Here is a 21,917-nt window from a genome sequence, read left to right on the forward strand (position 1 = left end):
GCCGCTGAATGCGGGTAAACTGGCGCCTTTCCTTGAGGAGCCTGCCATGAGCGAGCCGACAGACATCGACAACGACAATGACGAAGAAGAGTTCGCCGAGGCTACGTTGATCGAAGCCATCGAGAACCAGATCGAAAGCGACAACCCGCCAGCGGCTAAAGCCACGTTCAACAAGCTCACTCTGGTGGGTGTCGAGCGTGAAGATATCCTTAACCTGATGGCCCACGTGCTGGCGCACGAGATTGACGCCATGCTTGAGGAGGACCGTGCGTTTGATACCGAATGGTATGAAACCGCGTTGCGTGCGCTGCCTGAGTTGCCAGCAGAAAAGCGCTAACCGCGCAGCTAACTGTGGGAGCAGGTCTGCTCCCACACAATTTGTCACCCATCCATCCGGCCTTCCGCCAGACCCTGACTACACTGGAGTCCGCCCCGAGACAAAAACCCTGACGCGCACACTGGACAGTCCGCGCCGGCAGGTTCACCTTAGGGGCGCTGTCGTCCAATTCCTAGAAAGTCTGGAGTCCTTATGTCGCTTACCCCTGAGTTGGTTGCCGAACTGGAAGTCCTCGCACTCTTTCCCCTGGACAGTTCCCAGGAAGGTTTGAAAATTCATCAGACCGCTGCCCCGAAGCACATCGCTGCTGCCCAACGCCTCTTTGATAAAGAACTGACCGATCAGCCCGATGGCGGATATCTGACCAGCCTGGGTCGTGATGCTGCGCAAAATGTGCAAACCGTGCTGACGATCCTGAGAGAGCCAGAAACAGCCTGATCCTTCCTGACTTCGCCCACGGGAACCTCTGTCACGGGTTTTCCGCGGGCCCGTCCGGACGTCGACTATCGCCTGGCGATAGAAATCTGACGTCAAAAAACAAATTCAGCTTAAAACTCCCGCTGCGCAAAGGCTAAACTGCCTCCCATTCCGAGACCTCTACGTCCGAGCCTGCGAGCCGGTTTGAGCTGACATGACGCGCACCCACGAAATCCGCCCCGATCTGGACGAGGGAATCGACCGCAAGGTTCTCAGCCAGCTACGCGCACGTTTTCTCAAACTCAATGAAGGTCGTCTTGGCCGCGCGCTGGAAGGCTTGTCGACGCGTCAGCAAGGCGTACTGACGCTGCTGCCGCTGTTCTTCCACGTCAACCATCCGCTGCTGCCGGGTTACGTCTCGGGCAGCACGCCGGCCGGTCTGTCGAATTACGAGCCGGATGCCAATACCCTTGCCGAAGCCCAGCGCCTGACCCGCTCGTTCTCTTACAAACCGCGTCATGGCAGCAACCCGCCGCGACCGATTCACGGACTGTTCCTGATGGGCAGCCTCGGCACGTTGGCCCAGGCCGATCAAAGCGATATGGATGTGTGGGTCTGCCACGCGCCGGACCTGAGCGACAGCGAACTCGCGGAGCTGCGCAAGAAATGCCAGTTGCTCGAAACCTGGGCGGCGAGCCAGGGTGGCGAGGCGCACTTCTTTCTGATCGACCCGGTGCGCTTCGTCAAAGGTGAACGCGACAGCCAACTGAGTTCGGAAAACTGCGGCACCACCCAGCACTATCTGCTGCTGGACGAGTTCTACCGCACCGCGATCTGGCTGGCCGGGCGCACACCGATCTGGTGGCTGGTGCCGGTTTACGAAGAAAACGCCTACGACCTTTACACCCACACGCTGCTCTCCAAGCGTTTCATCCGCGCCGACGAAACCCTCGACCTCGGGCATCTGGCGACGATTCCGCCGGGTGAGTTCATCGGCGCCGGATTGTGGCAGTTGTTCAAGGGCATCGAGTCGCCCTACAAATCGGTGCTCAAACTGCTGCTGACCGAGGTCTACGCCAGCGAGCACCCGAGAGTGCAGTGTCTGAGCCTGCGCTACAAGCAAGCGGTGTTCGCCAACCAGCTCGATCTGGATGAACTTGACCCGTACATGGTCGTGTACCGGCGCATCGAGGAATACCTCACTGCGCGCAATGAGCCGGAGCGACTGGAACTGGTGCGCCGCGCGTTATATCTGAAGGTCAACCGCAAGCTCACCGGCAGCAGTCGCAGCCAAGGCTGGCAGCGCTCGTTACTCGAACGATTGGCCAATGAATGGCATTGGGATCAGCGGCAACTGGCGCTACTCGACAGCCGCAGCCAGTGGAAAGTCCGCCAGGTCAGCGCCGAACGCCGCGCGCTGGTCAACGAACTTAATTACAGCTACCGCTTCCTGACCCAGTTCGCCCGCACCGAACAGACCGTCAGCCTGATCAACAAACGTGACCTCAACGTCCTCGGCCGCAGGCTATATGCCGCGTTCGAGCGCAAGGCTGACAAGGTTGAGTTCATCAACCCCGGCATCGCCCCGGATCTGGCCGAAGACACCCTGACCCTGGTGCAATCGCGCAATAAGAAGGAACCCGGGCAAACCCAATGGGGCTTGTACAACGGCAGTTTGACGGCGCTGGAGTGGGAACATTTTGCGCCGATCAAACGCAGCCGCGAATTGCTTGAACTGCTGACCTGGTGTCACCGCAACGGCGTGATCGACAGCAGCACCCGCCTCGCCCTGCACCCTGGCAACAGCGACTTGAGCGAGTTCGAACTGTTCAACCTGCTCGGCAGCCTGCAACAAAGCATCGCCCTGCCTTTGCCGACCGTTGCCGAAGAACCGTTGCTGCGCGCTGCGGTGCCGAGCGAGGTGCTGATGCTGGTCAACGTCGGGGTTGACCCGCTCAAGCATCACCGCGACCTGAACATCCTGATGACCACCGGGCGCACCGACTCGCTGAGCTACGCCGGGGTGCGCGAAAACCTCGTGCTGACCCTGGATCAGGTCACGCTCAACAGCTGGAATGAAGTACTGGTCAACCGTTTCGACGGCCCCCACGCGCTGCTCGATTGCCTGCGCGATTACCTCAACAACTTGCCCCGCGGGGCGCTGCAACCTTCGCTGAAGGTGCGCTGCTTCTGCCACAACCGTGCGCAATTCATCGCCCGCCGCGTGGAAGAAATCGTCGATACCGCGCAGAACCTGTTGCTCAGTGAGTTGAATCACCGTTACCTGATTCAGGTGCAGCAGCACTATCACGTGCTGGAGTTGGTGCCGGGTCAGGTCAACCACGTCGCCCTCGCCACCCTGCCGGCATTGCTCGATTACCTCGGCGAAGAACAGGCGCGCTACAGCCCGCTGCACCTTGACCCGATGGCGCTGGAAGATCACGACCTCGCGCTGATCCTGCCGATGGGCCAGCCGGAATCCATTCAGGTGTTCTACCGGATTACCGAGCAGCAGGCCGAGCTGTACGTGCTCGATGAATTCAACGCGTTGTGGCAACAGCACTTGCCGTATCACGACGAGCAAAGTCTGCTGGTACCGCTACAGCGCTTCCTGCAATCGATCCAGTACCGGCGCGAAGCGTTGCTGCCGATGGATGCCGCCCCCTCCGCCCGTCTCGAAACTTTGTATTACCAGTTATTGCCCTCGGGCCCGGGACGGGTGCGACGGGTCGAAGCCCGGGCAGCGCCGCAGACGCCGGTCAACAAACCTTTCTACGACGTGCAGGCGATTGTCGGCAAAGCCGCACCGGGGGAAGTGCAGGTCACCTTGTATTGCAATCAACGGGAATTCAGCGAGCTGGAACATGGCGACCAACTGTTCAGCGTGGTCGCCCGGGAGATCGTCGAGCAGCGCCGCGAGACCGAACGCTATCGCTGCTACATCACCGATTTGGACCTGTCGGGCCTGCTCGGTGATGGGCAAAGTTCAAGCAATCTGTATCTGCGCTACAAGGCGGACCTGGAGCGCGCCCTGAACGAGGCGCTCGAACAGGTCTGAGGCGGAGTTACTCGCGGAAATCGCCGCCGTTGGCCGGCTGAGATTCGACTTCCAGCAAGTTCAGCTTCAAGGTCTTGCCGCCCGGCGCGGGCCAGTCGATGTGCTGACCGACCTTCAGGCCCAGCAACGCGCTGCCGACCGGTGCCAGAATGGAAATCTTGCCTTCGTCGGCATTGGCATCCTTGGGATAGACCAGCGTCAGGTGGTAGTCCTTGCCACTGCCTTCTTCGCGGCAATGCACACGGGAATTCATCGTCACGACATCGGCGGGCACTTCATCGTGGCCGACCACGTCGTCGGCGCGGTCCAGTTCGGTTTGCAGCGCAATCACGCCCGGCAGCGAATCATCCAGGCTGTCGATCAGGCGTTCCAGACGTTGAACGTCCAGACGGGTAAGGGTGATGGAAGGTGCGGTCATGATCCGGGCAGACTCCTTTCTTCTGCACACAAAAAAAGCAAAACCCCGCCAAAAAAGACGGGGTTTTCACCAGGCCTCGATGGGTTGAGGCGTGCTCGGACACTATCACAGCTCAAAAAATATACAAGTCACCAGCCGACCAGGCCCACTCAATCCTGAGGGAGACTTTGTGGTGAAGGGATTTATCCCCTCACCACAGGGTTGAGTCAGGCCAGAGTTCTGCGAGCAGCGGCTTGAGTGACGATCACTCGCCGCCGCTCATCGTCCGCCGAGCGCCACTCACGAATGTCTTCGACATGCCGGAAACAGCCGAGGCAGACCTTCTGTTCATCCAGCCGGCACACGCCGCTGCACGGCGAAGGCACCGCCGGGCTGATATTGCTGTAGAGCGGCTTGGGCGGACGAACGGGAGCGGTATCGGTCACGGAATCACAAACCTTCGAAATCGAATTCGGCGCCGGCCTGTTGCTTGACGATGCGCTCGAGCATTTCACCCAGTTGCTCTTCGCTCTTGTCGCACATCCAGCGTTCGCTTTCTTCGTCGTAGTCGAAGTGGAAACCACCGGACACCGCTGCCAGCCACAGCTGACGCAATGGCTCCTGACGGCTGAAGATCAGCTGCGAGCCGTTTTCGAACTTGACGGTCAGCACACCGGCCGAACTTTCCAGATCGATATCCAGATCGCTCTCGTCAAAGATGTCTTCCAGTTTTTCCTGGGTTTCATCGACCAGATCGTGGAAACGGGCTTCGGACAAACTCATTGTGGCAACCTCAAAAAATGTCTGATCAGGCTCAAGCGCCGCAAGATACGGACGCTGCTTGCCGATTGCAAAGGATAACGACCAAGTACCTATTGGCCCTTCCAACAACGCCCCTGTGGGAGCGAGCCTGCTCGCGAAAGCTGTGTGTCAGGCAGCGAGCCTGTTGAACTTGCCGGCCCCTTCGCGAGCAGGCTCGCTCCCACGGGGAATAATGATGCACTTCTCAGGAGCCCCGCCGGACGGGAACCCCGTCGCATAGGCAAGCTGCCGGGTGGCCGGTATACTCCGGCGCAATTAACGCATTTTCAAGGATTTCGCCATGAAGCGCCTGATCTCTTACCTTGCTGCGCTCGTCGCGGTTGCCTGCCTTGTCTCGGCCTGCGGTCAAAAAGGCCCGCTGTACCTGCCCGATGATAACCAAGACCCGGCCGAACAAGCCCAGTCCTCGCAAAAGCAGCCGTCCAAAGCACACAAGCACGACGTTTACCAATAAGGGATCGCCATGGACGCTTTTAACTACCGTGGCGGGGAGCTGTTCGCGGAAGGTGTGGCGCTGTCCGCCATCGCCGACCGTTTCGGCACGCCCACCTATGTTTACTCGCGCGCACACATCGAAGCCCAGTATCTGGCCTACGCCGATGCGCTGGCCGGCATGCCGCATCTCGTCTGCTTCGCCGTCAAAGCCAACTCCAACCTCGGCGTACTGAACGTCCTGGCCCGTCTCGGCGCCGGTTTCGACATCGTGTCCCGTGGCGAGCTGGAACGCGTGCTGGCCGCTGGCGGCAGCGCCGACAAGATCGTGTTCTCCGGTGTCGGCAAGACCCGTGACGACATGCGTCGCGCCCTGGAAGTCGGCGTGCACTGCTTCAACGTCGAGTCCACCGATGAGCTGGAGCGCCTGCAAGTCGTGGCCGCCGAGCTGGGCGTTCGCGCGCCGGTCTCGCTGCGCGTCAACCCGGACGTCGATGCCGGCACCCACCCGTACATTTCCACCGGTCTCAAAGAGAACAAGTTCGGCATCGCCATCGCCGACGCCGAAGACGTGTACGTGCGCGCCGCGCATCTGCCGAACCTGGAAGTGATCGGTGTCGATTGCCACATCGGTTCGCAACTGACCACGTTGCCGCCGTTCATCGACGCCCTCGACCGCCTGCTGGATCTGGTCGATCGCCTCGGCGATTGCGGCATTCACCTGCGCCACATCGATCTCGGTGGCGGCTTGGGTGTGCGTTATCGCGATGAGGAGCCGCCTTTGGCCGGTGACTACATCAAAGCCGTGCGTGAGCGTCTGGACGGTCGTGATCTGGCACTGGTGTTCGAGCCGGGCCGTTTCATCGTCGCCAATGCTGGCGTGCTGCTGACGCAAGTCGAGTACCTCAAGCACACCGAACACAAAGACTTCGCCATCGTTGACGCGGCGATGAACGACCTGATCCGCCCGGCGCTGTATCAGGCGTGGATGGACGTCACTGCGGTCAAACCCCGCGACACCGCCGCGCGTCAATACGACATCGTCGGCCCGATCTGCGAAACCGGTGACTTCCTCGCCAAGGACCGTGAACTGGCCTTGGCAGAAGGCGACTTGCTGGCCGTGCATTCGGCCGGTGCCTACGGTTTTGTGATGAGCTCCAACTACAACACCCGCGGCCGTGCCGCCGAGGTGCTGGTGGACGGTGACAAGGTCTTTGAAGTGCGTCGCCGCGAAACCGTGGCCGAGCTGTTTGCCGGCGAAAGCCTGCTGCCGGAGTAACCCATGCTGCTGCGTTTTACCAAAATGCACGGCCTGGGCAACGACTTCATGGTTCTCGACCTGGTCAGCCAGCACGCGCATATTCAGCCCAAGCACGCCAAACAATGGGGCGACCGGCACACCGGCATCGGTTTCGACCAATTGCTGATCGTCGAGGCGCCGAGCAACCCGGACGTGGATTTCCGTTATCGGATCTTCAATTCCGATGGCTCGGAAGTCGAGCAGTGCGGCAACGGTGCGCGCTGCTTCGCGCGTTTCGTGCTCGACAAGCGTCTGACCGCCAAACGGCAGATCCGCGTCGAGACCAAGGGCGGCATCATCGAGCTGGACGTGCGTAATGACGGCCAGATCGGCGTGAACATGGGCGCCCCGCGCCTGGTGCCGGCGGACATTCCGTTCGAAGCACCGGCGCAGGCCGCAAGCTATCAGCTGGAAGTCGACGGCACCACGGTCGAACTGGCCGCCGTGTCGATGGGCAACCCGCACGCCGTATTGCGCGTGCAGGACATCAACAGCGCGCCGGTGCATGAACTGGGGCCGAAAATCGAACACCATCCGCGCTTCCCGGCGCGGGTCAATGTCGGTTTCCTCCAGGTCATCGACCGCCACCGCGCGCAACTGCGCGTCTGGGAACGCGGCGCCGGGGAAACCCAGGCCTGCGGCACCGGCGCTTGTGCGGCGGCCGTTGCGGCCATCAGTCAGGGGTGGATGGATTCGCCGCTGTTGATCGACCTGCCCGGCGGGCGTCTGTCCATTGAATGGGCAGGCCCTGGCCAACCGGTGTTGATGACCGGCCCGGCAGTGCGTGTATACGAAGGACAAGTGCGTCTTTGAGTGAGCAGAAACCATGACCGATAAGCCCCAGGTACCCGCCCGACAGTCCGACGAATCAGCGTCCGAGAGCCTGGAGGCGGCAGCGGTTGCCGCGTACCTGGAGGCTCATCCGGATTTCTTCGTCGAGCACGAAGAACTGCTGCCGGCCATGCGCATTCCTCACCAGCGCGGCGACACCGTATCGCTGGTCGAGCGCCAGATGACCATTCTGCGTGAGCGCAACATCGAGATGCGTCATCGCCTCTCGCAATTGATGGACGTGGCGCGCGACAACGATCGCCTGTTCGACAAGACCCGTCGCCTGATCCTCGCCCTGATGGACGCCTCCAGCCTGGAAGACGTGGTCATCAGTGTCGAAGACAGCCTGCGCCAGGACTTTCAGGTGCCCTTCGTCAGCTTGATCCTGCTCGGCGACAACCCGGCACCCGTCGGCCGCTGGGTCAGTCACGCCGATGCACAAGTCGCCATCGGCGGCCTGCTCACCGAAGGCAAAAGCGTCAGTGGCACCCTGCGCGAGCATGAGCTGGACTTCCTGTTCGGCGAAGAGCAGCGCAAGCAGATCGGTTCCACCGCCGTGGTCGCTGTCAGCCACCAAGGCATCCACGGGATTCTGGCCATCGCCAGCCGTGACCCGCAGCACTACAAGAGTTCGGTCGGCACCCTGTTCCTCAGCTACATCGCCGAAGTCATGGGCCGCGTGCTGCCACGGGTCAACAGCTCCCTGCGCTCGGTACGCTGAACATGGAACGACAACTGGACGCTTACTGCGAACACTTGCGCAGTGAGCGGCAGGTGTCGCCGCACACGCTGTCGGCCTACCGCCGCGACCTCGACAAAGTCCTCGGCTGGTGCGTCAAACAGAACATTGGCAGTTGGGCCGCGCTGGACATCCAGCGCCTGCGCAGCCTGATCGCCCGCCTGCATGCGCAAGGCCAATCCTCACGCAGCCTCGCCCGATTGCTCTCGGCAGTGCGCGGGCTCTATCACTATCTCAATCGCGAAGGTCTGTGCGACCACGATCCGGCTACCGGACTGGCACCGCCGAAAGGCGAACGCCGCCTGCCGAAAACCCTCGACACCGACCGTGCGTTGCAACTGCTTGAGGGCGCGGTCGAGGACGATTTTCTCGCGCGGCGTGATCAGGCGATTCTGGAATTGTTCTACTCCTCCGGCCTGCGTCTGTCGGAGCTGACCGGGCTCAATCTCGATCAGCTCGACCTGGCCGACGGCATGGTTCAGGTGCTCGGCAAGGGCAGCAAGACCCGTCTGCTGCCGGTCGGCAAAAAGGCCCGCGAAGCCCTTGAACAGTGGCTGCCGTTACGCGCCATGACCAACCCGGCGGACGACGCCGTGTTCGTCAGCCAGCAAGGTCGGCGTCTCGGGCCTCGGGCGATTCAGGTGCGGGTCAAACTGGCCGGCGAGCGTGAACTGGGGCAGAACCTGCACCCACACATGCTGCGGCACTCCTTCGCCAGCCACTTGCTGGAGTCCTCGCAGGATCTGCGCGCGGTACAGGAACTGCTCGGCCACTCGGACATCAAGACCACGCAGATCTACACCCACCTGGACTTCCAGCATCTGGCGGCGGTCTACGACAGCGCCCACCCAAGGGCCAAACGCATGAAAGGCGATGATTCATGAGCATCCAGTTGATCACCTTCGACCTCGACGACACCCTGTGGGACACCGCCCCGGTAATCGTCAGCGCCGAAGCGATTTTGCGTGAATGGCTGAGCGAACATGCGCCGAATCTGGGCGCCGTGCCGGTGGAGCATTTGTGGTCGATCCGCGAGCGGGTGCTGGCCAACGAGCCTGGGCTCAAACATCGCATCAGTGCGTTACGTCGGCGGGTGCTGTTTCACGCACTTGAAGAAGCCGGTTACAGCCATGGCGAGGCGTCGGATCTGGCGGACAAGAGTTTTGAAGTGTTCCTGCACGCCCGGCATCAGATCGAGGTGTTCCCCGAAGTCGAGCCGGTACTGGAGATTCTCGCCAACCATTACGCCCTTGGCGTGGTCACCAACGGCAACGCGGATGTGCGGCGGTTGGGACTGGCGGATTACTTCAAATTTGCCCTGTGCGCCGAGGACATCGGCATCGCCAAACCGGATGCGCGACTGTTTCACGAGGCCTTGCAGCGCGGTGGTGTGAGCGCTGACCTGGCGGTGCACATTGGTGATCATCCCGGTGATGACATTGCCGGTGCACAGCAGGCCGGGTTGCGGGCGATCTGGTTTAACCCGGCGGGCAAAGCGTGGGAAGCCGAGCGTCAGCCGGATGCCGAGATCCGCAGCCTGACCGATTTGCCAGCCGTTCTCGCACGCTGGAATGCCGCCTCCAACTGACACAGTTCCCTTGTAGGAGTGAGCCTGCTCGCGATAGCGGTGAGTCAGATACCTCTACGTTGACTGACACACCGCTATCGCGAGCAGGCTCACTCCTACAGGGGGATTGTGGCGCGTCCGGAATTCCAGACATGAAAAAGCCCGCAGCGACGGCGGGCTTTTTCAGCAAGCAAGCGGCACGCCTCAGATAGGGCGGCTGCCGTACTTGTTGTCCGGCTTCTTGGGCGGATCGGCGACCACATTGGCCTCCACTTCCTGCACTTTTCCGCCTCGCGACAGGAACTCTTCCATGGCCTTGGCCAGGGCGTCGCGCTCCTTGTTCTTGGCTTCAATGCTCGGCAACTCGTCAACCGACACCGCAGCCTTGGCTTTGCCTTTGGCAGCCGGGGCCGGCGTGTCGTCGCCGCCATCGTCGTCAGCAACGTCTTCCGCTGCTGCTTCCAGGCTTTCATCGGCCTCGTCTTCGTCGCCTACTTCGAGGTCGTCGTTTTCCAGATCATCGTCGCTCATGTTCTACCTCATGACTTGCGAAAAGCAGATTAGTTATAGACCAGCTTTGGCAACTGTCGAAAGTCGCCGTTAAAAAATCATTCGCCGCTGCTGACCAGCGGCTATGCCTCTTCACCGTGCAAGGTGGCGAGGACTTTACGGGCACCGCCATGATCACGGTGCTCGCCCAGATAAACGCCTTGCCAGGTTCCCAGTGCCAGTCGCCCTGCCGAAACCGGCAGACTGATCTGGCAACCAAGCACGCTGGCCTTGAAGTGCGCCGGGAGGTCGTCCAGGCCTTCGTCGTTATGCTCATAGCCGTCTGTTCCTTGTGGGATCAGACGATTGAAAAATCGTTCGAAGTCGCGACGAACCGCCGGATCGGCGTTCTCGTTGACGGTCAACGACGCCGAGGTATGCTGCAGCCACAAATGCAACAGACCGACCCGACATGCCTTGAGTTCAGGCAGGCCGGCGAGTAACTCGTCCGTTACCAGATGAAAGCCCCGAGGCCTTGCCCGCAGGGTTATCAGAGTCTGTTGCCACATACAGTTCTCCGCACATTCGGGGCGCATTCTAGCGCGCTCTGGGAAAAAACAAAGGCCCTAATATTCCTGCAACGGTGTAAGCCATTGCCCGCAGAAAAACACCCGTCGTAAACGCGACTAAAGGCGTACGAAAAATCCTTTCAGCTTGTCTTTCAATGACAAATTCCAGACAAAAAAATGCCCGGCGAACCGGGCAAGTTTTTTAGTGCGCGTACTTACAGGTTGTAGCCGCGTTCGTTGTGTTGTGCCAGATCGAGGCCCACCGACTCTTCTTCCTCGGTTACACGCAGACCCATGACGGCGTCCAGAACCTTGAGGATGATGAAGGTGACGATCGCGGTGTAGATCACCGTGAAGCCAACGCCTTTGACCTGAATCCAGACCTGCGCGCCGATATCGGTAACGGTGCCGAAACCACCCAAAGCAGGTGCAGCGAACACACCAGTGAGGATTGCGCCGAGGATACCGCCGATACCGTGTACGCCAAATGCGTCGAGGGAATCGTCATAACCGAGTTTGCGTTTCAGGGTGGTGGCGCAGAAGAAGCACACCACGCCCGCCGCCAGACCGATCACCAGTGCGCCCATCGGGCCCACAGTACCGGCAGCCGGAGTAATCGCCACCAGACCGGCAACCACACCCGAGGCGATGCCCAGAGCGCTTGGTTTGCCGTGGGTGACCCACTCAGCGAACATCCAGCCCAGCGCGGCGGCGGCAGTAGCAATCTGAGTGACCAGCATCGCCATACCGGCAGTGCCGTTGGCCGCAGCAGCGGAACCGGCGTTGAAGCCGAACCAGCCGACCCACAGCATTGCTGCGCCCATCAGGGTGTAGCCGAGGTTATGCGGCGCCATCGGGGTGGTCGGGAAGCCTTTGCGCTTGCCCAATACCAGGCAGGCAATCAGACCGGCCACACCGGCGTTGATGTGCACCACGGTGCCGCCCGCGAAGTCGAGCACGCCCCAGTCCCACATCAGGCCGCCGTTGCCGGACCAGACCATGTGCGCGATCGGTGCATAAACCAGGGTGAACCAGATGCCCATGAAGATCAGCATCGCGGAGAACTTCATCCGCTCGGCGAATGCACCGACGATCAGCGCCGGGGTGATGATCGCGAAGGTCATCTGGAAGGTGATGAAGACCGCCTCAGGGAACAACGCGGCCGGGCCAGTCACGCTCGAAGGCGTGACACCGGCGAGGAACGCCTTGCCCATGCCGCCAAAGAACGAGTTGAAGTTGACGACGCCCTGCTCCATGCCGGTGGTGTCGAACGCAATGCTGTAGCCATAAATGACCCACAGGATGCTGATCAGACCGGTAATGGCGAAGCACTGCATCATCACGGAAAGAATGTTTTTCGAGCGAACCATGCCGCCGTAGAACAGCGCCAGGCCCGGGATGGTCATGAACAGCACAAGGGCTGTGGAGGTGAGCATCCAGGCAGTGTCGCCGGAATTGAGGACTGGGGCCGCCACTTCGTCTGCCGCCATTGCAAGGCTTGGCATTACGATGGACAACAGGGCTCCTAGCCCTGCGAATTTACGCAGAGTCATATTGTTTTCTCCTGGGGCGTTGGGGTTTGTGGCGGCTTTTAAATCGCGTCGGTATCGGTTTCGCCGGTACGGATGCGAATCGCCTGTTCCAGATTGACCACGAAGATCTTGCCGTCACCGATCTTGCCGGTGTTGGCCGCCTTGGTGATCGCCTCGATCACCCGATCCAGATCCTTGTCGTCGATGGCCACGTCGATTTTCACCTTGGGCAGAAAATCGACCACATATTCCGCGCCGCGATACAGCTCGGTGTGACCCTTCTGCCGGCCGAAGCCTTTGACTTCAGTAACGGTAATGCCCTGCACGCCGATTTCGGACAGCGACTCGCGCACGTCGTCCAACTTGAACGGCTTGATGATGGCAGTGACTAGCTTCATGAAACTCTCTCCCGAATTGGTGGACTTGCCCCAGGAAAACAAACCCGACTCAAGTCTAAGCGCAGTGCCTGGCTTTGTAACGCATCGTCGGCCGTACCTGCCCGACTGACGCCAGCTAACCGCTGCCGACGAAACTCCCCGCTCCGTCTGCCGCACTGCATTCGTCACAGCGACTGCATCAGTGCATGGGTCGAAGGTGACTAAGCAGAAACCTTGCCATCTCGCCAAAATCCCCTGATTTCAATCCCTTGGCCGCTGCCGCAAGCCATCTCGTGCAAATGGCCCTGCGGATACGCACAACAACGGTGCGTCGCCGTCCGTCCGCCTGCGCGAAAAGCGTGCATCCCTGACCACGAGATTGACTATAGACACTGCGTGATACACTGCCGGCCATTGTTTCCAGGACATCCACCATGCTCGCGCCCAAAGACTTCCTCGACGCCCTGAGCGGCACCGCCTCCCGCCTGTTCAGCGGCGACACCCCGCTGCCGAAAGCCGAAATCGAAAGCCAGTTCAAGATGCTGCTGCAAAGTGCCTTCAGCAAACTCGACCTGGTGAGCCGGGAAGAATTCGATAGTCAGATGGTTGTGTTGGCGCGTACCCGTGCCCGCCTCGAAAGCCTCGAAGCGAAGGTCGCCGAGATGGAAGCCAAGCTGGCGCCACCTGCTGAGTAACTCCGCAATCCCCTGTAGGAGCTGCCGAAGGCTGCGATCTTTTGATCTTCAGCCCTTCAACCATCCCGGCAACGTCCTACAACTTGCACCACCGCCGTGCGATTGCGCCGAAAAGCCCAGGTTTCTAAGCTCACCCGATGCTGAATGTTCAGCACCGGGTTTGGCGACCTGGATAGCTTAAGGCGCACGACAACCATGATGGCGGCTACATTTACCGCCCATCGTTTCATGGCGGTTGTGCGTGGGAGACCTTCGTGTCTGCCGGGTTCCTTTTGCTCCGGTTCGCCAACCCGCGTACAACTGCCACCCAATCGTTTGGCGACGATTGAGGGCAGCCCCTTAAGCAAGAGGAACTGCTCAATGAATCAAGAAGAGACTTATCTGACCCCGCACATCTTCACCCGCCACAAACTCCCCCTCCACGCCCTCCTCATCCAGAACCAACCCTGGTTCTGCGCCCGAGACCTGAGCCGCCTGCTGCACATCTACCTCAATGAACGCATGCTGCGAAAACTCGACCCCGACCAACACCAAACCCGCAAAACCCTGATCAACAACCAAATCGAAAACACCCTGCTAATCAGCGAATCCGGCGTCTACGCCCTCCTCGTCTACCACTACTGCCCCGAATACCGAGCCCTGCGCGAATGGCTTACTCACCAAGTCATCCCGACCCTGCGCGACACCCAACACCCCACCACAAGCGAACGTCCACACCTCAGCTTGCTCAGTTGGCCGGACATGACGTTGAGTTTGTTGCATTGGAATAATCAGCCGTGGATACGGTTGCAGGATGTGCCGTTGATGGTGGTGGAACGTGAAGAGCCGAAGCGCCCAATAACGGGGCCTTGGTGGAAAAGGGCTTCGCGGATGCTGCAGTCGCTATAAGCCCGCCTGCCTGAGCTGGGCCCTGCGCAAATCGTAAGTCGACTGAAGACTCATCCAGAACTCAGGCGTCGTGTTGAGATGAATGGCAAGTCTGATTGCCAGATCAGCGCAGATCCTGAGCTGGCACTTCACAAGCTTTTCGATCTCACTTTCGGGCCATTTCGTGGGCATGGCCAAATCCATGACGGTCATGCCCAACGGCTCCATGAATTCCTTATTCAGAACCTCGCCCGGATGAATCGGGCGCATACCATTGCGGTTCATTTCTAGTCTCCAGAGGCTGCATTGAGCGGCCAAACTGGAGCATGAGACTCCGCGATACAAGACCGTCGAAACCCTTTCGCCAGCGTCCTACAACTATTAGGGCACGGCCCTACAAAAATCAGCGTCTGCGCCTGATTCCGTGAGTTGTTCCCTGTGATTACGCTGGTGGCTTTCCTCTGCGCTGGTCGATCCAACAAGTCGAATTGCAGACGAATCACATTGATCGCCAGACACTCTGGTTCTGGATCCCTCTTGTCTGACTTGCTCAAACTCAAAGAAAACACGCTGGTTCAGCATCCAGATGGCGGTTACATCTTCGGCACGATCCCCGATATGCCAAAGTTCGGCTTGCCAGGCGGGAAAATTTATTTGCGAGTAGGTATTCACCGCCGAGCGAATAGCGGTTTTGGCGTAGTACACGTATGGGAAGCCCATAGAGCCGACTTGCTCAAACATGGTTGCCAGACTGTCGATGGGGTAGCAGCGATTGTTGCGAAAATGATCGTCCCGGGAGCGCAAATCTATTGCGAGTTCAAAGAACAGCGATGTGGAAACAGGGTCGCGGTACTGAAGACATCTATGGGAACACTGATTCTTGAACCGCGACACGAGCGCGCCACAGGATTTGGTTACTTCGTGGTGACTTGGTACCCGCAAAAGCGCGCGCATGGCACGTTGGTGGGGCAGATACCACGGGCATCATCCAATCAGAAATAAAAAAGGCGTCCAATGGACGCCTTTTAAGTATTTTTTGAGGAGTAGTCGCAGCGATTCTTTAGCTCCTGGCTTTACAGCCTTGGGTTCAGAATCCGACAGGCTCGCCCGTCGTCACTACTTCAGAGAAACCAGCTTTCTCTGCTGCCAAAAATGCGGGGGAGCTTTTGCTGGTGCCCAGTCCCGACGAATGCGCAGTTGCAGTCCTCGGACGGGATGATCCGCCAATGCCGGTCGAGAGTCAACGCTCCAATTCAGGGAAGCAGTGCTACGCCATTGGGTTTTGATACGTCTTGTAAACCTCTATTCCAGCACTGAAACCCGGCTCAACTACCCTTCAAAAACCCGCAGGAAGCGGCCCCCGATTCAGCTCAAGGAACGACCATGTCTCTCTCCATCGTCCACAGTCGCGCCCAGATTGGCGTGGAAGCCCCCGCTGTCAGCGTCGAAGTCCATCTGGCCAACGGCCTGCCGTCGCTGACCATGGTCGGTCTGCCCGAAGCGGCGGTGAAGGAGAGCAAGGATCGGGTGCGCAGCGCGATCATCAATTCCGGGCTGCAGTTTCCGGCGCGGCGGATCACCCTGAATCTGGCGCCGGCGGATCTGCCCAAGGATGGCGGGCGGTTTGATCTGGCGATTGCCTTGGGGATTCTGTCGGCGAGTGTGCAGGTGCCGTGTCTTACGCTGGATGATGTGGAATGTCTGGGTGAGTTGGCATTGTCCGGCGCAGTACGAGCGGTGCGCGGCGTGTTGCCGGCAGCGTTGGCGGCGCGCAAGGCGGGGCGTGCGCTGGTGGTGCCGCGGGCGAATGCCGAGGAGGCGTGCCTGGCTTCGGGGTTGAAGGTGTTTGCGGTGGATCATTTGCTGGAGGCGGTGGCGCATTTCAACGGCCATACGCCGGTGGAGCCTTACGTGTCGGACGGTTTGATGCATGCCGCCAGACCCTATCCAGACCTGAACGAAGTGCAGGGGCAAATGGCAGCCAAACGGGCGCTGCTGATTGCCGCAGCGGGTGCGCATAACCTGTTGTTCAGCGGACCGCCGGGGACGGGCAAGACGCTGTTGGCCAGTCGATTGCCGGGATTGCTCCCGCCGCTCTCCGAATGCGAGGCGCTGGAAGTCGCGGCGATTCAATCCGTCGCCAGCGGCGTGCCCCTGACCCATTGGCCGCAACGGCCCTTCCGCCAGCCGCACCATTCTGCATCGGGGCCGGCGCTGGTCGGTGGCAGCTCGAAACCGCAACCCGGCGAGATCACCCTCGCCCACCATGGTGTGCTGTTTCTCGATGAGCTGCCTGAGTTCGATCGCAAGGTGCTTGAGGTACTGCGCGAGCCTCTGGAGTCGGGGCACATCGTGATCGCCCGAGCCAAGGATCGCGTACGATTTCCGGCACGCTTTCAATTGGTGGCGGCGATGAACCCGTGTCCCTGTGGATATCTTGGCGAGCCGAGCGGCAAGTGTTCGTGCACACCGGACATGGTTCAGCGATACCGCAACAAGCTGTCAGGGCCGCTGCTGGATCGGATTGATCTGCACCTGACGGTGGCGCGGGAGGCGACGGCGTTGAATCCGACGGTTAAGCCGGGCGAAGACAGCGCCACGGCCGCGCAACGTGTTGCCGAGGCGCGAGAACGGCAACTGAAACGCCAGTCCTGCGCCAATGCCTTTCTCGATCTGCCGGGCCTGAAGCGGCACTGCAAGTTATCCACAGCCGACGAAACCTGGCTGGAGTCTGCCTGTGAGCGACTGACGTTGTCGCTGCGCTCGGCCCATCGTTTGCTCAAAGTCGCCAGAACCCTGGCAGACCTTGAGCAAGTCGATGCAATCAGGCGTGAGCACTTGGCCGAAGCGCTGCAATACCGGCCGGCGACGCCTTAATGCTCGGTCAAATCAACCAGTGGCGTCTGGCGCACTTCGGTTTCACGCCCGGCCTGAATCTCGGTCACGCGCTTCAAAGCGTTATCCACAGCACCTTTGTCCGCGAGCAGGCTGTAGCTGATCTGGAACTGTTTGTGTTCCTTCGGTGCAATGGTCGGCACCAGATTCAGCGGACGCTGATAGCGGCGGTTGTAGGAGAAACTGGTGCCCGGCTCCAGCCCCGTGACATAGCCCTGCCCTTGAGTGTCAGTGTTTTTCCACAGGGAAAACACCGGCAACTGCTGAGTGTTGAAGCCGACGGAGACACCGAGGCTGCCGGCCTTGTTGTGCAAAACAGTCAAGGTTTCGCCTTTGGCGTCGGCATAGGGCACGACGTTGTAGACGGTTTCGTCGTAGTCCTTGGTGGGTGCGCGGTAGGTCTGCCAGTCGGGCAAATCGCCTTTGGCCTTGTCGTTGAAAGGCGAGACCTGTTTTACCGGTGCAGCAAAACGGGCGCCCTGCTCGAGGAACGGCGTGCTGAAGTTGCTGTGATACAGCGCCTGGTATTCCTTTGGATAATCGCCGTTGTTGGTCAGCGTATCGTTGAGTGCAAAACGCACGCTACCGGGCTCGGTGACCAATTCCGTGACGACCGAGAAATCGACTTTCTTGAAGGCCTGTTCTTTCAGTTCACCGCGCAGGCTGATGGCATAGGGTGGTTTTTCATCGATGTGCAGCGTGACAGTACTGGCCGGGATGTTGGCGGCGCGCCCATGGAGGGTCAGCAACTCGCCATTGTCCATGCCGGGGTGGCCAACCCATTCGTAACCACAGCGGGTCACCAGCTCATTGAAGCCTTCCAGCCAGCCCAGACCACCGCGCCCGTTGAGTTCGATGAAGGCCGGGTTGACCACGTCCTTGACCGGCGAATCCCAGCCCATGCGCACGTCGCCAACGGAGGCGTGCAGAACGTTCATGCCACGAGTAGGCACTACCGAGAGTTTCATCGTGCCGTTATCGATGTCGACGATGCTGACGCCTTCCTGCCGCCCACCATGCAAAGTGCGCAGGCTTACGGAAAAGGGTTTGTCGGTTTTCACGCCGAGTTGCTCACTGGTGATGGTCCAGTTTTGCGCGGGTTTGTCAGCGTCGAGGAGGACGTAATCCCAGGCCATGGCGTGGGAGGCAGCGGACAGTGCGCCGAGTGCGGCGACGAGTTTGAGCGGAGTCATGGCAGCAGCCTTTATTGGAGTTGTGCCATTTTTATAGCGCTGCGGAAACGTTTCAGCAAGTATGAAAGAGCAACAGATCGAGTGTTTCACCCAAGATTGGCAGTGATGCGTCGCGAGCAGGCTCACTCCTACAGGGATGTTTAGTGATCACAAACATTGTGGCCAACCGATATACCTGTAGGAGTGAGTCTGCTCGCGATCGCTATTTCAGCCACGCATCAACGAAAGCGATCAACCTCGGAACGCAAGTCCGCCGCCAGTTTCTCAAGCTCCTTGGCGGTCACGGCCAGGTTGGAAACCACTTCACGCTGCTCGCTGTTGGCCAGCGCAATGCTCTGCAGGTTGCTGCTGAGCAAAGTAGCCGTGCTGCTTTGCTCCTGAGTGGCGGTAGTGATCGCCGCGAACTGCTGCCCCGCCGAACGGCTCTGCTCGTCGATCCGCGCGAGCGCCGAAGCGACATTGGCGTTGCGCGACAGGCCTTCCTGCATCAGCACATTGCCCTGCTCCATGGTGCTGATCGCGTTGCCGGTTTCTTGCTGAATGCTCTGGATCATGCCGGAGATTTCATCGGTCGCCTGACGAGTGCGCGACGCGAGGTTACGCACCTCATCCGCCACCACCGCAAAGCCGCGACCTTGTTCACCGGCACGGGCCGCTTCGATGGCAGCGTTAAGCGCCAGCAGGTTGGTCTGCTCGGCAATCGAGGTGATCACGCTGACGATGCCACCGATTTCCTGGGAACGCTGACCGAGGGTGTTGATGACGGTAGCAGTGGTGTTCAACGCACCGGCGATTTGCTCCAGAGAGGACGAAGCCTCTTCCATCGAGCTGCGACCAATCTGTGTTTGCTGCGCGTTTTCCTGAGCCAGTCGCTGAGTGGCGCCCATGTTGTCGGCGATGTCCAGCGAGGTGGCGCTAAATTCTTCAACCGCGCCGGCCATGCTGGTGATCTCGCCGGACTGCTGTTCCATGCCTTCGTACGCGCCGCCGGACAAACCGGAAAGTGCCTGCGCGCGGCGGTTGACCTCTTCCGAGGAACGGCGGATGTGCTCGACCATGGTCGACAACGCTTGGCTCATCTGGTTGAACGCGCGGGACAGTTGACCGATTTCGTCGTTGCTCGAAACGTTCAGACGCACGCTCAGATCACCGGCGCCCAAGGCTTCGGCCTGACGCACCAGATCACTCAGCGGCGCCAGCTTGCTGCGCAGCAACCAGACCACGGAACCGACCGCCAGCAACATCGCCAACAGGCTGCCAATCGCCAGTTGCGTGCCGACGCTCCAGGTCACCGCACGGATTTCGGCTTTCGGCATGCTCGCCACGACCGCCCACGGCCCACCGTCGAATGGCACCGAAACGCTGTAGAAATCTTCAGCCTTGTCGCTCCAGAACTGGCCTTTACCCGGGGTTTTGGCCAGGCCGCCGATCACCGTAACCGCCTGATCCAAAGCCTGTACGCCCGCTGGGGCTACCAGCCATTTGTTTTGCTCATCCAGCAGCGCCAGCGAGCCAGTCTGGCCGATACGGAAGCGCTTGAGGTTGTCGAACTGGGCGTTTTGCGCGTCGGTGTAGTCGAAGCCGACAAACAGCACCGCGATCACCTTGCCGCTGCTGTCACGCACCGGGGTGTATTGAGTCATGTAGGAACGATCAAACAACAGGGCGCGACCGACATAACCCTGGCCCGCCATCAATTTCGCATAGGCCGGGTGAGCGTGATCGAGCAAGGTACCGATGGCGCGGCTGCCATCCTGTTTGGTCAGGGAGGTGCTGACGCGAACAAAGTCTTCGCCACTGCGCACGAACAGCGTGGCGACACCGGCGGTCATCTGCTTGAACTCGTCGACTTCCTTGAAGTTGTTGTTCAGCACTTCGCTGCCCAAGTGCAGGCCCGGTGTCTGGGTGCCTGCCACGCTCACCGGCTCACTCGGGTGAATGCTCAAACCTGCGCTGAAGCGCTTCTCGAACAGCCCGCTCAGGCGCTGGGTGCTTTCGCGCAGCGTGCCATGAAAGGTGCTCAGTTGGTCGGCGAGCAGACGCGCCTCACTGGCCAAGTGCTCTTCACGAGTGGCGAGGTTGGCGGTATCCAGCGAACGCAAAGCAAAGACTGTACTGCCGCTGATAACAATCGCCAGTATCACGGCGAGCGCGAGGCCCAGCTGCGAGGCGATCCGAGCGCGAGGTTGAGACATGGACAGCTCCTGGCCGAACCTGCCGATCCTCCTTGATCGCAGCTCGGATAATTTTCTAATGGGGGTGAATCGTGGATACCGGCACGACGGTTCCACATGCACGTATTCGGCGGCAAAACCGAATACTTGAGCGAACAGCAGGGTTATGGCACAAGGCCGGCATTGTGACGGCTCGAACATTTCAGCTCAAGCGCGTAACGGCCGGCAGCGTCATGGCGCGGACTTCGCTTTGCAGGAAGTCACTGAGTCGGCGCAAACGTTCACCTCCCGGCCGGGTTTTTGGCCACACCAGGTAATAATTCAGTCCACTGGCGACGGCGGTTGGCCACGGCAGACTCAAACGTCCCTGCGCAACATCCTCGGCGACCATCAACAGATCGCCCATCGACACACCGTAACCGCGCGCCGCTGCGATCATCCCCAATTCCAGCGTATCGAAGACCTGGCCGCCCTTGAGCGATACCTGCTCGGACAACCCCATATGCTCCAGCCAACTGCGCCAATCGCGGCGATCCGGGGTGGGATGGAGCAATTCGGCGGACGCCAGTCGTGCGACATCCCATGGCTGGTCGTTGAGAAGGTTTGGCGCGCCCACCGGGATCAGCTCTTCGGGAAACAGCAGGCTGGCCTCCCAGTCCGGCGGGAAATGGCCGTCGCTGAGCAACACGGCGCAATCAAAGGGCTCATCGTTGAAGTCCACCGAATCAATATCCATCCAGGCACTGGTCAACTGCACTTCGTTACCAGGCTGCAAATGACGGAAGCGACTGAGCCGGGCCAGCAGCCAGCGCATGGTAAGAGTCGACGGGGCTTTCATGCGCAGGATGTCGTCTTCGGCGCGCAAGGTATTGCAGGCGCGCTCGAGGGCGGTGAAGCCTTCACGGATGCCCGGCAACAGCATGCGCGCCGACTCGGTGAGTTGCAGATTGCGTCCACTGCGGTGAAACAACCGGCAGGCGAAATGCTCCTCAAGCGTACGAATGTGCCGACTCACCGCGCTCTGGGTAATCGACAATTCCTCGGCCGCGCGAGTGAACGAGCTGTGCCGCGCCGCCGCTTCAAATGCGCGCAGGGCATACAGAGGAGGAAGACGACGAGACATTCGCAAAGCTCCTATAGCGGGATGCGGCCAAGTTATCAGAATCCGCTCAGGATGAGTTTTAATCATGCAACCCATCCTTTTTATCCCTTTGTGCAATCCCTTC

General features: G+C 60.1%; 24 protein-coding genes. 13 read left to right on the forward strand and 11 right to left on the reverse strand.

Going from position 1 to position 21,917, the window contains the following annotated elements; genetic code table 11:
* The first annotated feature begins 46 nt into the window (after window positions 1-46).
* The 3 genes from PSH79_RS26975 (at window position 47) to PSH79_RS26985 (ending at window position 3,812) form a co-directional block, all read left to right on the forward strand.
* Window positions 47-337 carry a hypothetical protein gene (locus PSH79_RS26975; RefSeq protein WP_305440445.1) on the forward strand — a complete coding sequence of 97 codons (291 nt, stop codon included), beginning with the start codon at window positions 47-49 and terminating at the stop codon, window positions 335-337.
* 192 nt (window positions 338-529) lie between these two features.
* Window positions 530-775 carry a TIGR02647 family protein gene (locus PSH79_RS26980; protein WP_150593481.1) on the forward strand — a complete coding sequence of 82 codons (246 nt, stop codon included), beginning with the start codon at window positions 530-532 and terminating at the stop codon, window positions 773-775.
* 193 nt (window positions 776-968) lie between these two features.
* On the forward strand, window positions 969-3,812 hold the full coding sequence (locus PSH79_RS26985) for a class I adenylate cyclase (protein WP_305440447.1): 2,844 nt from the start codon (window positions 969-971) through the stop codon (window positions 3,810-3,812).
* A 7-nt stretch (window positions 3,813-3,819) separates the two neighbouring features.
* Here the strand turns inward: PSH79_RS26985 and rnk are convergent, their stop codons facing one another.
* From rnk to cyaY, 3 genes are all read right to left on the reverse strand, one after another.
* Window positions 3,820-4,230, reverse strand: a complete 411-nt coding sequence (rnk, locus tag PSH79_RS26990) for a nucleoside diphosphate kinase regulator (RefSeq protein ID WP_305440448.1) — start codon at window positions 4,228-4,230, stop codon at window positions 3,820-3,822.
* 206 nt (window positions 4,231-4,436) lie between these two features.
* Window positions 4,437-4,655 (reverse strand): DUF1289 domain-containing protein, encoded by a 219-nt coding sequence (locus PSH79_RS26995; RefSeq protein ID WP_305440449.1) that lies wholly within the window; start codon window positions 4,653-4,655, stop codon window positions 4,437-4,439.
* A 4-nt stretch (window positions 4,656-4,659) separates the two neighbouring features.
* Window positions 4,660-4,992, reverse strand: a complete 333-nt coding sequence (gene cyaY, locus PSH79_RS27000; protein ID WP_077575013.1) for an iron donor protein CyaY — start codon at window positions 4,990-4,992, stop codon at window positions 4,660-4,662.
* Between the two features lie 319 nt (window positions 4,993-5,311).
* Between cyaY and PSH79_RS27005 the strand changes: the two genes are divergently transcribed.
* From PSH79_RS27005 to PSH79_RS27030, 6 genes are read left to right on the forward strand one after another with little or no spacing between them, the layout of a single operon-like run.
* Complete coding sequence (locus PSH79_RS27005; protein WP_305440450.1) at window positions 5,312-5,485, forward strand: lipoprotein; 174 nt, start codon at window positions 5,312-5,314, stop codon at window positions 5,483-5,485.
* Between the two features lie 9 nt (window positions 5,486-5,494).
* Entirely contained in the window at window positions 5,495-6,742 is a 1,248-nt protein-coding gene (lysA, locus tag PSH79_RS27010) for a diaminopimelate decarboxylase (protein WP_305440451.1), read from the forward strand.
* Between the two features lie 3 nt (window positions 6,743-6,745).
* The gene (gene dapF / locus PSH79_RS27015) at window positions 6,746-7,576 is read left to right on the forward strand and encodes a diaminopimelate epimerase (RefSeq protein WP_187678254.1); all 831 of its coding nucleotides are present in this window, start codon (window positions 6,746-6,748) and stop codon (window positions 7,574-7,576) included.
* Window positions 7,577-7,589: 13 nt separating this feature from the next.
* Window positions 7,590-8,315, forward strand: coding sequence for a DUF484 family protein (locus tag PSH79_RS27020; protein ID WP_305440452.1), 726 nt, complete (start codon window positions 7,590-7,592; stop codon window positions 8,313-8,315).
* A 2-nt stretch (window positions 8,316-8,317) separates the two neighbouring features.
* Entirely contained in the window at window positions 8,318-9,217 is a 900-nt protein-coding gene (gene xerC, locus PSH79_RS27025; protein ID WP_007950060.1) for a tyrosine recombinase XerC, read from the forward strand.
* Window positions 9,214-9,921: an HAD family hydrolase gene (locus PSH79_RS27030; RefSeq protein WP_305440454.1), complete on the forward strand. Its 708-nt coding sequence runs from the start codon at window positions 9,214-9,216 to the stop codon at window positions 9,919-9,921. The genes xerC and PSH79_RS27030 overlap by 4 nt, the downstream gene beginning before the upstream one ends.
* A 183-nt stretch (window positions 9,922-10,104) precedes the next feature.
* Here the strand turns inward: PSH79_RS27030 and sutA are convergent, their stop codons facing one another.
* From sutA to glnK, 4 genes are all read right to left on the reverse strand, one after another.
* A complete protein-coding gene (sutA, locus tag PSH79_RS27035) occupies window positions 10,105-10,431 on the reverse strand; it encodes a transcriptional regulator SutA (protein ID WP_305440455.1) in 327 nt (108 codons plus the stop codon).
* Window positions 10,432-10,532: 101 nt separating this feature from the next.
* Window positions 10,533-10,958 carry a secondary thiamine-phosphate synthase enzyme YjbQ gene (locus PSH79_RS27040; protein WP_305440456.1) on the reverse strand — a complete coding sequence of 142 codons (426 nt, stop codon included), beginning with the start codon at window positions 10,956-10,958 and terminating at the stop codon, window positions 10,533-10,535.
* Window positions 10,959-11,173: 215 nt separating this feature from the next.
* Window positions 11,174-12,511 carry an ammonium transporter gene (locus PSH79_RS27045; RefSeq protein ID WP_100846852.1) on the reverse strand — a complete coding sequence of 446 codons (1,338 nt, stop codon included), beginning with the start codon at window positions 12,509-12,511 and terminating at the stop codon, window positions 11,174-11,176.
* Window positions 12,512-12,549: 38 nt separating this feature from the next.
* Entirely contained in the window at window positions 12,550-12,888 is a 339-nt protein-coding gene (glnK, locus tag PSH79_RS27050) for a P-II family nitrogen regulator (protein WP_002555808.1), read from the reverse strand.
* A 413-nt stretch (window positions 12,889-13,301) separates the two neighbouring features.
* Here glnK and PSH79_RS27055 point away from each other — a divergent pair, with 413 nt between their 5' ends.
* Together PSH79_RS27055 and PSH79_RS27060 are read left to right on the forward strand one after the other, a co-directional pair.
* On the forward strand, window positions 13,302-13,562 hold the full coding sequence (locus tag PSH79_RS27055) for an accessory factor UbiK family protein (RefSeq protein WP_305440458.1): 261 nt from the start codon (window positions 13,302-13,304) through the stop codon (window positions 13,560-13,562).
* A gap of 360 nt (window positions 13,563-13,922) precedes the next feature.
* Window positions 13,923-14,450 carry a Bro-N domain-containing protein gene (locus PSH79_RS27060; protein ID WP_305440459.1) on the forward strand — a complete coding sequence of 176 codons (528 nt, stop codon included), beginning with the start codon at window positions 13,923-13,925 and terminating at the stop codon, window positions 14,448-14,450.
* Here PSH79_RS27060 and PSH79_RS27065 read toward each other — a convergent pair.
* Complete coding sequence (locus tag PSH79_RS27065; protein ID WP_305440460.1) at window positions 14,445-14,714, reverse strand: HigA family addiction module antitoxin; 270 nt, start codon at window positions 14,712-14,714, stop codon at window positions 14,445-14,447. The genes PSH79_RS27060 and PSH79_RS27065 overlap by 6 nt on opposite strands.
* Before the next feature lie 252 nt (window positions 14,715-14,966).
* Between PSH79_RS27065 and PSH79_RS27070 the strand changes: the two genes are divergently transcribed.
* Both PSH79_RS27070 and PSH79_RS27075 read left to right on the forward strand, forming a co-directional pair.
* Window positions 14,967-15,431: a hypothetical protein gene (locus tag PSH79_RS27070; protein WP_095187946.1), complete on the forward strand. Its 465-nt coding sequence runs from the start codon at window positions 14,967-14,969 to the stop codon at window positions 15,429-15,431.
* A gap of 381 nt (window positions 15,432-15,812) precedes the next feature.
* Entirely contained in the window at window positions 15,813-17,306 is a 1,494-nt protein-coding gene (locus PSH79_RS27075) for a YifB family Mg chelatase-like AAA ATPase (RefSeq protein WP_305440461.1), read from the forward strand.
* Here the strand turns inward: PSH79_RS27075 and PSH79_RS27080 are convergent.
* The 3 genes from PSH79_RS27080 to PSH79_RS27090 all read right to left on the reverse strand — a co-directional run bounded on the left by PSH79_RS27080 (window position 17,303) and on the right by PSH79_RS27090 (window position 21,814).
* Window positions 17,303-18,517: an aldose 1-epimerase family protein gene (locus PSH79_RS27080; protein WP_305440462.1), complete on the reverse strand. Its 1,215-nt coding sequence runs from the start codon at window positions 18,515-18,517 to the stop codon at window positions 17,303-17,305. The genes PSH79_RS27075 and PSH79_RS27080 overlap by 4 nt on opposite strands.
* Before the next feature lie 218 nt (window positions 18,518-18,735).
* Window positions 18,736-20,712: a methyl-accepting chemotaxis protein gene (locus PSH79_RS27085; RefSeq protein WP_187680367.1), complete on the reverse strand. Its 1,977-nt coding sequence runs from the start codon at window positions 20,710-20,712 to the stop codon at window positions 18,736-18,738.
* 181 nt (window positions 20,713-20,893) lie between these two features.
* Window positions 20,894-21,814 carry a LysR substrate-binding domain-containing protein gene (locus PSH79_RS27090; protein WP_305440463.1) on the reverse strand — a complete coding sequence of 307 codons (921 nt, stop codon included), beginning with the start codon at window positions 21,812-21,814 and terminating at the stop codon, window positions 20,894-20,896.
* Window positions 21,815-21,917: the final 103 nt, after the last annotated feature.

The organism is Pseudomonas sp. FP2196 (assembly GCF_030687715.1).
Lineage (GTDB): Bacteria > Pseudomonadota > Gammaproteobacteria > Pseudomonadales > Pseudomonadaceae > Aquipseudomonas.

What these genes read in the sequence shown, in the direction of transcription:
- PSH79_RS26975 (WP_305440445.1), top strand. Translation starts at nt 47, where the DNA reads ATGAGCGAGCCGACAGACATCGACAACGACAATGACGAAGAAGAGTTC.
- PSH79_RS26980 (WP_150593481.1), top strand. Translation starts at nt 530, where the DNA reads ATGTCGCTTACCCCTGAGTTGGTTGCCGAACTGGAAGTCCTCGCACTC.
- PSH79_RS26985 (WP_305440447.1), top strand. Translation starts at nt 969, where the DNA reads ATGACGCGCACCCACGAAATCCGCCCCGATCTGGACGAGGGAATCGAC.
- rnk (WP_305440448.1), bottom strand. Translation starts at nt 4,230, where the DNA reads ATGACCGCACCTTCCATCACCCTTACCCGTCTGGACGTTCAACGTCTG.
- cyaY (WP_077575013.1), bottom strand. Translation starts at nt 4,992, where the DNA reads ATGAGTTTGTCCGAAGCCCGTTTCCACGATCTGGTCGATGAAACCCAG.
- PSH79_RS27005 (WP_305440450.1), top strand. Translation starts at nt 5,312, where the DNA reads ATGAAGCGCCTGATCTCTTACCTTGCTGCGCTCGTCGCGGTTGCCTGC.
- lysA (WP_305440451.1), top strand. Translation starts at nt 5,495, where the DNA reads ATGGACGCTTTTAACTACCGTGGCGGGGAGCTGTTCGCGGAAGGTGTG.
- dapF (WP_187678254.1), top strand. Translation starts at nt 6,746, where the DNA reads ATGCTGCTGCGTTTTACCAAAATGCACGGCCTGGGCAACGACTTCATG.
- PSH79_RS27020 (WP_305440452.1), top strand. Translation starts at nt 7,590, where the DNA reads ATGACCGATAAGCCCCAGGTACCCGCCCGACAGTCCGACGAATCAGCG.
- xerC (WP_007950060.1), top strand. Translation starts at nt 8,318, where the DNA reads ATGGAACGACAACTGGACGCTTACTGCGAACACTTGCGCAGTGAGCGG.
- PSH79_RS27030 (WP_305440454.1), top strand. Translation starts at nt 9,214, where the DNA reads ATGAGCATCCAGTTGATCACCTTCGACCTCGACGACACCCTGTGGGAC.
- sutA (WP_305440455.1), bottom strand. Translation starts at nt 10,431, where the DNA reads ATGAGCGACGATGATCTGGAAAACGACGACCTCGAAGTAGGCGACGAA.
- PSH79_RS27040 (WP_305440456.1), bottom strand. Translation starts at nt 10,958, where the DNA reads ATGTGGCAACAGACTCTGATAACCCTGCGGGCAAGGCCTCGGGGCTTT.
- PSH79_RS27045 (WP_100846852.1), bottom strand. Translation starts at nt 12,511, where the DNA reads ATGACTCTGCGTAAATTCGCAGGGCTAGGAGCCCTGTTGTCCATCGTA.
- glnK (WP_002555808.1), bottom strand. Translation starts at nt 12,888, where the DNA reads ATGAAGCTAGTCACTGCCATCATCAAGCCGTTCAAGTTGGACGACGTG.
- PSH79_RS27055 (WP_305440458.1), top strand. Translation starts at nt 13,302, where the DNA reads ATGCTCGCGCCCAAAGACTTCCTCGACGCCCTGAGCGGCACCGCCTCC.
- PSH79_RS27060 (WP_305440459.1), top strand. Translation starts at nt 13,923, where the DNA reads ATGAATCAAGAAGAGACTTATCTGACCCCGCACATCTTCACCCGCCAC.
- PSH79_RS27065 (WP_305440460.1), bottom strand. Translation starts at nt 14,714, where the DNA reads ATGAACCGCAATGGTATGCGCCCGATTCATCCGGGCGAGGTTCTGAAT.
- PSH79_RS27075 (WP_305440461.1), top strand. Translation starts at nt 15,813, where the DNA reads ATGTCTCTCTCCATCGTCCACAGTCGCGCCCAGATTGGCGTGGAAGCC.
- PSH79_RS27080 (WP_305440462.1), bottom strand. Translation starts at nt 18,517, where the DNA reads ATGACTCCGCTCAAACTCGTCGCCGCACTCGGCGCACTGTCCGCTGCC.
- PSH79_RS27085 (WP_187680367.1), bottom strand. Translation starts at nt 20,712, where the DNA reads ATGTCTCAACCTCGCGCTCGGATCGCCTCGCAGCTGGGCCTCGCGCTC.
- PSH79_RS27090 (WP_305440463.1), bottom strand. Translation starts at nt 21,814, where the DNA reads ATGTCTCGTCGTCTTCCTCCTCTGTATGCCCTGCGCGCATTTGAAGCG.